The organism is Syntrophorhabdales bacterium (genome assembly GCA_035541455.1).
Lineage (GTDB): Bacteria > Desulfobacterota > Syntrophorhabdia > Syntrophorhabdales > WCHB1-27 > JADGQN01.
In genome coordinates this window covers 1-8,227 of sequence record DATKNH010000061.1, presented here as the reverse complement: position 1 = coordinate 8,227, position 8,227 = coordinate 1, and the positions used below count along the sequence as shown (strand labels likewise).

The window sequence follows — 8,227 nt, the reverse complement described above, 5'->3', positions numbered from 1 at the left end:
GAACCCTTACGATTTTGGGGCAGGAGGAAAAGGGCTTGAACTCTTCAGGATGAAGCTTTATGCGAGACGCTTCGGTTTTGAAATTTCGATGAAGAGCAAGCGCTGTTGCTACATACCTACCGAACAGGGCCTCTGCCCCGGAGACATTTCCCTGTGCAGTCACTGCAAGGCTGTGAGTGATTGCGCGGATTCAGGAGGCAGCACCTTCTCCGTCTCCTTCCCCGCAGAGAGACGCGACACCGCCACTACATAATAACAAGCAACGCTCTTCCCATTTGGAGACTAGTTCTTGAGCACTGTTCCTGGAGTGAGCATCGCGGTAGCTCTGGGGACCCGTTTTACATTGCAGTACTTATGCGTATTCGTCTTCAAGATGGAGACCGTTGCCACCCCCGCGGACCCGAAGTTTGGCAGCTCGCGGGTGCCCGGCCAAGGCAGTTGGGTCCACTCAGGCGTACGGGCGGTACATCGAGCAAGAACAGGCCGAAGGGCAACGAAGGTATACGCTTGAAGACGAATACGCATCATACAGGGAAGGGATACTTCCCCGTCATACACGCATCGCAGAAATCCGTACCGGTCAGTTCTCTCAGTTCTTCTGTTTTCAGATACCTGAACGTATCCACGCGAAGCAAGTTTTTCAGATCCTCGTCTGTTCGGTTCGTGGCCACCAGTTCTCCGGGTCTGGCCAGCGCCATGCCCATGAGGCACGGGAAACGAGGGGGTTGTGCGGTGACGCGGTAATGAATCCTCTTCGCCCCTGCCTCGCGCAATTTGGGAATCAACACCATGGCAGTCGATCCTCTGACGAGGATAGTGTCTATCAACAGGATCTCTTTACCTCTGATCATCTCTCTGTTGATCTGGAATTTCTTCTCAGCCTTTTCAATTCTGTCCTTCTCTTTTGAGACGATGAAAATCCTGCCGATCTCTCCAATGGTATTGATTGCCTGTCTGTAAGGCGTGCCTGTAGCAGCGTGAAACCCCAACGCTCCCGGTATGGCGGCCCTGGGAATAGGAACTATAAGGTCAGCTCTCTCTGTTTCGCCGGCTGCCAATCGTATGCCGGCCTTTTCCCGAAATTCGTAGATATTTATGGAAAAAACCTGGCTGGCCGGCGAAGCAAAATCGAGGCATTCCAGCATGCAGGGCCGAGGATGAGGGGGAGCAAATGAGATTGCTCTGGCTTGTTCTCCGTCCATCACCACGATCTGCCCCGGCTCCACATCTCCAATCCACTCGAAGCGGTCATGAAACGCGCACGTTTCAGAAGCAACTGCCCACTCATAGTCACCTTCCTCACCACGCCTTGCGACCGAAAGTGGCCGGAACCCGAAGGGATCTCTTGCGGCAATCAGTTGTCCCTTGTGGAGCAGAATCAGACTGAAAGCTGCTTCACGTCCCAGAGAGGCCAGCGTCTTCTTCGTCTTTTCAAGCAGCGTCGGGCCTTCGGCGCGGGCGACCATCTGAAGGATAACTTCAGTATCGGTCTCTGTTTGAAAAAGACCACCGATCTCTTCCATCAGTTGCTTGTACCTGGGAATGTGGCCATTATGTACGACCGCCACTTTTTCCTTTCTTGAACTGCCGACTATGGGCTGCGAATTCCGCTCGGTTGCTTCACCTGCCGTAGGGTAACGCACCTGACCGATGGCGACAGATCCTGCGTGCAAACGGCTGAATGGGAAGCCCTGGAAAATTGATCCGACTTTCCTCACTTCAGAAAAAGAGCCGTCCTTCAGCCCTGAAACGATGCCCCAACTCTGCTGTCCTCTATGAGATAGGTTCTCCAAGCCGGTGCGTACTTCAATGAACGCGTTACTTTTGCCTATAAACCCGAAAATACCGCTCATTCTATTTGCCTCCAATACTGATTATCTTCAGGTCAACATACTGGGATTTAGGTTTCTCCTCCCCTAGTACTTCTTTGTAAGGATTTCTTCTCCAAATTTCAAGCAATCCTTTCTCTGAAGGCGGTCGTAATCTTCGAAAGGGTGGTTCTGGCGCTTGGCAACTTCTTCCTCTATCTTGTAATCGGGGGGATTGAGCAGCCTCTTGGTCAGCCTTCCCTGGAAAACCTTTGTCAAAGCCGGTTTTGTCCCGCACGCTTTTGCGAGTGCATCCACGTACTCTGAAGCTCTCGGCGTGTCACCCCCTCCGCAGACAATGAAGAGTGCCTTGATCCGGCCGGACAACAGGGCAGCATTCCGGGCAAGATAGGCCTCGAGGTGCTGATCTATCTTGCCGCTGTAGATACCCGTACCCACCACTAGTGCGTCAAACGAGGAAAGGTCGGGATTCTCACGGGCGTCGAATACATCCGCAGCACCTCCCATCCCTTCTGATATCCAGATGGAGGCATCCCTCGTGCTTCCGTAACGCGAGCCGAAAAGGATGGCCCATCTCTGTCTGCCCTGGTTCGGGAATAACTTCATGGCATAGGTTTCAGGCCGACCGATAAGCGTCAATCCTGCTCCTGCAAGCAGCGTCTTCAGGAATGCTCTGCGATGCATGGTACCCTCCTTTGTGTGCTCCGTTACGTCAATCGGAGAATAAGCCTGGCGAGAGGCGCGAGAGAAGGAAATGCCGACAGGTTATCGAGAATTGCTCTTATGACCGTTTCATTCTTTTTGCCCCTCAATAGCTGAATCCTCAAGGTATCGATGTCGGCAATCAGGTCTGCTCTGGTGGCGGAGTCCATGCCGCCTTCGGTCCTGACTGTGGTTGCCATTTCGGCGACAACCGTGTCCAGCACATTGTCCGGCGCATCAGGGACAGGAGGCTGCATATTGCGCGGCCCGGGAGGGCTCACGGATTCAAGAACTGTCTGTTGGATTAGAGATGCTGCGTCAGTCTGGGACACTATGCCTACCGATGCCGGGTCCTTGCGGTAGCGTTCAATAATTCCGGTCTCCCCGCCTTTTTCCACGAATACCGAGCCATCCATCGTGATTCCTGCGCTGACGCCTCCCCAGTTGTCTGTGGAAGCAAGATAGATCAACCCCTTTTCTTCCAGGATATCCAGGGCCTTGCGGAGTTCTGACATGTCAGTAATTCCCATCCTCGGAACAAACTCATTCATGGTGAAAAGGAAATAAGGATGGGGTGCGGCTTCCGCCATGTCGTAGAGAGAGACGAGAAAGAGTTCTGCCAGTTCTTGCGTGGTCATTCTGCATAGCTCCTTGCGATTGGCTTGGGAAAATGCGTACGTCCAACAAAACATTTTACTGTAACGTGCCAGAAAGTCAACAGCGGGGTGTTTCTGTGCCGGCTCCCTGGTGTGATACCTCTTTCTTGCGGCTGGATATTCGACGTATGTTCATATAGAGTATGAGGCCATGCAGCACCTCTGGATACTGTTCGGTCTCCTGTCAGCTTTCTCTCTTGCGACCAATAATGCCCTCTTAAAAAAGATGTTCCTCAAATACAACGAGTACCTTGTCACCTGGCTCGCCTATTTCATCGCAACAATCATGCTGCTTGCCATGCTACCTCTCATCTCCATTCCTCACGTCGGTGACGAATTCTGGAAGCTTCTCTCTGTTGCCCTGCCCTTGGAAGTCATAGCGATCGTTCTGTACATCAAGGCCCTGAAAAGCTCGCCCTTGAGTCTCACGTTGCCTTTTCTCTCACTCACTCCGGTTTTTCTCATCGGAGTCTCCTATGTGCTCATCGGGGAGAAGATTTCAGGGCTGGGAGTGCTCGGTGTACTATGCATAACCATCGGCGGGTACGCGCTCCACATGAAGGAATTCAAAAAAGGCATCTTGCAACCTCTTGCCGCAATTTTCAGAGAGCGGGGCTCAGTCTACATGATACTCGTGGCCTTCATCTACAGCGTCACAGCCTCACTCAGCAAGAAGGCAATAATGGACTCCTCACCCATTTTCTTTGCCATTGTCTACTGGACGGGTTTTTTTATCCTTCTGACACCGGTCGCTCTCTACTGCGCAAGAACCGAGTGGAGAGGGGTCAAGAGCGCGGAGGTTTTCAGGGCTGCTCTGTTTCCGGGCATATGGGAGTTTGTCGGTACAATCTCTTATGTGGTCGGCCTCAGCCTCACGAAGGTGGCGTACATCATATCGGCCAGGAGACTTGCTGTACTGATCGGTGTAATGTATGGATTCGTTCTATTCATGGAATCGGGGATAAGGGAACGGTTCATTGGTGCCAGCCTGATGGTTGCGGGCTTTATCATGCTTGTCTTCGCAATGTAGAGGGATGCCTGAGAGCGGAATCCTGTCCACCCGGCTTAGTCAGTCTTGCGATTCTTCTGCCTCTTCCGGATAACAGATGTCTATTCCTTCGGGTACAGCGCACTGCATACCTTCCTCGATGATCTGCTCCCTTGTCAGCCTTTCCTTTCTTCCGACAGCGCTTTTTATCTTGGCCCTTATCTGGCTCCCCTGCGGTGCCATGAGCATCGCAATGCCCAACCCCAACAGTCCTCCGGCAAAGAATGAAAGCACTGTTAAAACATTCGCACAGTGTTCTCTAGACATGTGATCTTCTTCTCCTTGTGTCCAATTTCCCGTCAACTGATATTATTATAATCCGGACACCTGTACCGTTCAACTTAGGTTGTTGAGTTTCTACAGCCTCGGGGTGGCGTGGTTGCAGTGGAGTGGACTTAGGGATTAACATTGAGTTTATCACGCCCCGCTGTCAATCGTTGGCTGCTGCATGGAACACAGACTCGAACGTGATCAGATAATTGTAGGGACCGACTTCCGTTACCTCGTTTCGCGCGAAGCCATGAGGGGCAACGATCTGCTCCACCTGATCAGGCGAAAGCTTAACGGAAATGGGTGGGCCCGGATGGCCGTCGAATTTCTTGAATTCGAGAATCGCCAGCCTGCCGTGAGGCTTCAAAATCCTGTGCGCCTCTTCAAGCATGCTCTCAGCACAACCTTCCTGGACCAGGTCGTGAAACACCACGGCGGCAAAACAGACATCGATACTGGCACCGTCAACTGGCAATGTGCTGCATATGTCAGCAGCGACCACTCTCAGTTGCGGCAGGTCTCTGAACTCGGCTTCTGTGGCAAGGACAACGAGTCCGTCTTCCCAGAGGTCTATCGCGTAAGCGATGCCTTTTTCCCCGATGCGTAAGGCCGCCTCGATCGCGTACTCTCCCCGGCCGCACCCGAGGTCAACGAAGGTGCTCCCTTTTGCGAGACAGAGCCGCTCGAACAAGATTTGCACATGGATCAAGTCGAAGCTGCTCATGCCGGCACCCGGCAGCTGTTTTTCCATTCTCAATTCCTCAACCCTGCAGACTACCACAGAATCCACCTCCCCGTCAGTAGACCTCTCTTCACTGCTTGTTTCGTGCAGCCGTTCAGACGGAGGTCTGCAGAAGCCGGCTTGACAAAGAGATGGCATGTGCTATCTTTTCCTGATGCGCATCTTCAGAGTGGCAGGCAATGATATTACTGATCCCAGGGATTGTTCCGTATACCTTCTAGATGTCGGAGAACTGGTGATGATAGATACCGGTTTTGGCGAGAGCATCGACCTCATAGGACGCAACATAGAAGAACAGGGCCTTGATCCGAAGGACGTATCAACGGTCATTCTGACGCACTGCCATATTGACCATATCGGCGGAGCCGACCGGTTTCGCCAGCGTTTTGGATCGCGCCTTGCGATGCACAGGTTGGATGCGGCTATTGTGGCACGGGGAGACAACAGGCTTACCGCGGCCTTCTGCTTTCAAAAAGTGTTTTTACCCTTCCCGATTGATATTATTCTCGAGGGAGAAGAGGAGCGTCTCGCCTGCGGCGAGCAGGAGTTGTTCTGTCTCCATACGCCGGGTCATACCCCGGGGTCGATCTCTGTCTATGCTGACGCAGGCGGGAAGAGAGTATTATTTGCGCAGGATCTGGGAGCGCCCCTGCTCAAAGAGTTTGACTGCGATCCTGTGGCGTGGAAACGTTCGGCAGAAAAACTTCTCAACCTCAATGCAGATATACTCTGTGACGGTCACACAGGCGTGTATCAGCCGCGCCGAATGGCAACGAAGTACATTAGAACCTGCATGGCATCAAATCTTGGCACACAGCACGATCACTCACGTTAGTCAAATAGCTTTCACAAAAGATTCGATTATGTATTTTATAAGTTATTAATGGTTCTGAAAAGAATCTAATAAAAACCATAGTGGTACCTAAAAATATCAAATAATATCATTAAACCTATTTTTGTATTACATCTGTCGGCGTAGTAGAGCTGTGGTCTGCATCCGGGTTTCTGCCGGATGGTGTGTGGTTAGCAGCATAGTAACATCCGAAGGAAGCAAGAATGGTGGCGCAGCCTACTATTACGGCGAGGGATTTTCCGTGCCAAAGCCCGGTGAACCACGTCCTGAGTTTGTAGGCAACAATATTTGCTTTGCCGCCGTAAAGCTCCAAATCCCTCAGAAACAGCTTTGAATCCTCGGGGGCGACCGGATATGCAGAGCCGTTTCCCTCTTCGTAACCAAGGACCCTCGACGTATTCAAGGCTGTCTGATAGATCCAGACTGATCCACCCAATCCGAGCACCAAACTAATTACACTCACAACATTGAGAAGTATACGTCGGTCCACGATAGAACTCCCGTTCGGAAGTATAACGATCACGGGGCCATGGGTCAAGTTGTTGTCGGGTCATGGGGCATGGGTAATGGGTCATGAAGAACAAAGCAACAGAAGCCGAGAAAAAAGCCTGCTGGTTTACCGGTCCTAGCTGCTCGTATATTGCTTCTGAGACTTACCCTTGACCCATGTCCCCTGACCCGTGACCCTGCTTTTCACGAGTCCTCTTCCAGTATGTTCCGCTTCTTCTGTATGAATGGAATGACAGAGGAGACGAGCAGAAAGAGACAAAGAAATAGACAGACTGCCGATATAGGATGTGTCAGGAAAACAGCCGGATCCCCGTCCGAAAGAATGAGTGCCTGGCGCAGGTTCTGCTCCAGCAGTGGCCCCAGCACGAAGGCGAGCACGAGAGGGGCAGGTTCATAATTTATCTTTCTGAATCCGTACCCAATAATCCCGAACAGAATCATAACGTAGATATCGAAGACGTTCCCGCTTATACAATATGCACCTATGAGGCAAAAGAGGAGGATCAGAGGAAAGAGTATCCTGTACGGGATCTTGAGCACACGCACCCATATGCCTATCAGCGGCAAGTTGAGTATGAGCAGGAGCACATTACCCACGTACATGCTGGCCACTGTGCCCCAGAAGATTTCAGGACGTTCGGTGATCATGAGTGGTCCCGGACGAAGACCGTGTATCATGAGTGCGCCAAGCAGCAATGCCATGACAACGTTTGGTGGAATGCCCAGCGAGAAGAGCGGTATGAATGCCCCGCTGGTGGCGGCATTGTTTGCCGCTTCAGGTCCAGCTACCCCTTCTATGGCTCCCTTGCCGAATCTTTCCGGTTGCCGCGCGAACTTCTTTTCCATTGCGTACGACACAAAGGAAGAGATCACCGCGCCACCGCCGGGGAGGATTCCCAGCAGGAAACCCACAATCGACCCGCGGCCTATGGGCTTCAAAGACCGTCGCCAGTCATCCCTGTTCGGCAACAGGTGTCTGATCTTTGTTGAAAGAACACTTCTTTTCTGGGTTGTCTCGAGATTCACCAGTACTTCGGCGATTCCGAAGAGTCCCATGACCACGGGCACGAGACCGAGGCCGTCCTGCAGCCCAATCAGCCCGAGCGTGAAACGGGCCCTGCCCGTGACGATGTCCTGACCGATGAGACTCAGGAATAGCCCGGCACCGGCCATGAGCAGTCCTCTCAGAATGGAACCGTGCGTGAGATACATGAGCAGCGAGAGGCCGAGGCACATGAGCGAAAAATATTCTGCGGGTCCGAACTTTACCGCAAATCTTGCCAGGGGGGCGGCCATCAACATGAGCCCTATAAGGCCTATGGTTCCCGCAATGAAAGAGCCAAAGGCTGCAATCCCGAGGGCAGGTCCGGCGCGGCCTTGGCGGGCCATCTGGTAGCCGTCTATACAGGTGATCACGGAAGCAGCCTCACCTGGAATATTCACAAGGATGGAGGTGGTTGATCCTCCGTACATGGCTCCGTAGTAGATTCCCGCCAGCATAATGATGGCGGCAACCGGTGAAATACCGAACGTTGCAGGTAACAGGACAGACATAGCGCCCACAGGTCCTATTCCTGGAAGAACACCGATAAGGGTCCCGATGAATACTCCTATGAA

The 8,227-nt window shown here is 52.4% G+C and carries 10 protein-coding genes; 3 read left to right on the top strand and 7 right to left on the bottom strand.

Annotation, left to right across the window (positions count from 1 at the left end):
- The coding region (locus VMT71_06390) for a hypothetical protein (protein ID HVN23580.1) at positions 1-253 on the top strand (253 nt) is incomplete at its 5' end.
- Between the two features lie 271 nt (positions 254-524).
- On the opposite strand, the gene VMT71_06385 is transcribed toward VMT71_06390, so the two are convergent.
- The 3 genes from VMT71_06385 to VMT71_06375 all read right to left on the bottom strand — a co-directional run bounded on the left by VMT71_06385 (position 525) and on the right by VMT71_06375 (position 3,169).
- Positions 525-1,853: a hypothetical protein gene (locus tag VMT71_06385; protein ID HVN23579.1), complete on the bottom strand. Its 1,329-nt coding sequence runs from the start codon at positions 1,851-1,853 to the stop codon at positions 525-527.
- Between the two features lie 63 nt (positions 1,854-1,916).
- Entirely contained in the window at positions 1,917-2,513 is a 597-nt protein-coding gene (locus tag VMT71_06380; GenBank protein HVN23578.1) for a flavodoxin domain-containing protein, read from the bottom strand.
- Positions 2,514-2,536: 23 nt separating this feature from the next.
- A complete protein-coding gene (locus VMT71_06375) occupies positions 2,537-3,169 on the bottom strand; it encodes a hypothetical protein (GenBank protein HVN23577.1) in 633 nt (210 codons plus the stop codon).
- 169 nt (positions 3,170-3,338) lie between these two features.
- Between VMT71_06375 and VMT71_06370 the strand changes: the two genes are divergently transcribed.
- Positions 3,339-4,217: a DMT family transporter gene (locus VMT71_06370; protein ID HVN23576.1), complete on the top strand. Its 879-nt coding sequence runs from the start codon at positions 3,339-3,341 to the stop codon at positions 4,215-4,217.
- A 39-nt stretch (positions 4,218-4,256) separates the two neighbouring features.
- On the opposite strand, the gene VMT71_06365 is transcribed toward VMT71_06370, so the two are convergent.
- Together VMT71_06365 and VMT71_06360 are read right to left on the bottom strand one after the other, a co-directional pair.
- Positions 4,257-4,502 carry a YtxH domain-containing protein gene (locus tag VMT71_06365; GenBank protein HVN23575.1) on the bottom strand — a complete coding sequence of 82 codons (246 nt, stop codon included), beginning with the start codon at positions 4,500-4,502 and terminating at the stop codon, positions 4,257-4,259.
- A 163-nt stretch (positions 4,503-4,665) separates the two neighbouring features.
- A complete protein-coding gene (locus VMT71_06360; GenBank protein ID HVN23574.1) occupies positions 4,666-5,256 on the bottom strand; it encodes a methyltransferase domain-containing protein in 591 nt (196 codons plus the stop codon).
- A gap of 127 nt (positions 5,257-5,383) precedes the next feature.
- Here VMT71_06360 and VMT71_06355 point away from each other — a divergent pair, with 127 nt between their 5' ends.
- Entirely contained in the window at positions 5,384-6,082 is a 699-nt protein-coding gene (locus VMT71_06355) for an MBL fold metallo-hydrolase (GenBank protein HVN23573.1), read from the top strand.
- A gap of 115 nt (positions 6,083-6,197) precedes the next feature.
- Here the strand turns inward: VMT71_06355 and VMT71_06350 are convergent, their stop codons facing one another.
- Together VMT71_06350 and VMT71_06345 are read right to left on the bottom strand one after the other, a co-directional pair.
- Positions 6,198-6,590, bottom strand: coding sequence for a hypothetical protein (locus tag VMT71_06350; GenBank protein HVN23572.1), 393 nt, complete (start codon positions 6,588-6,590; stop codon positions 6,198-6,200).
- A gap of 203 nt (positions 6,591-6,793) precedes the next feature.
- On the bottom strand, positions 6,794-8,227 hold a 1,434-nt coding region (locus VMT71_06345), incomplete at its 5' end, for a tripartite tricarboxylate transporter permease (GenBank protein HVN23571.1).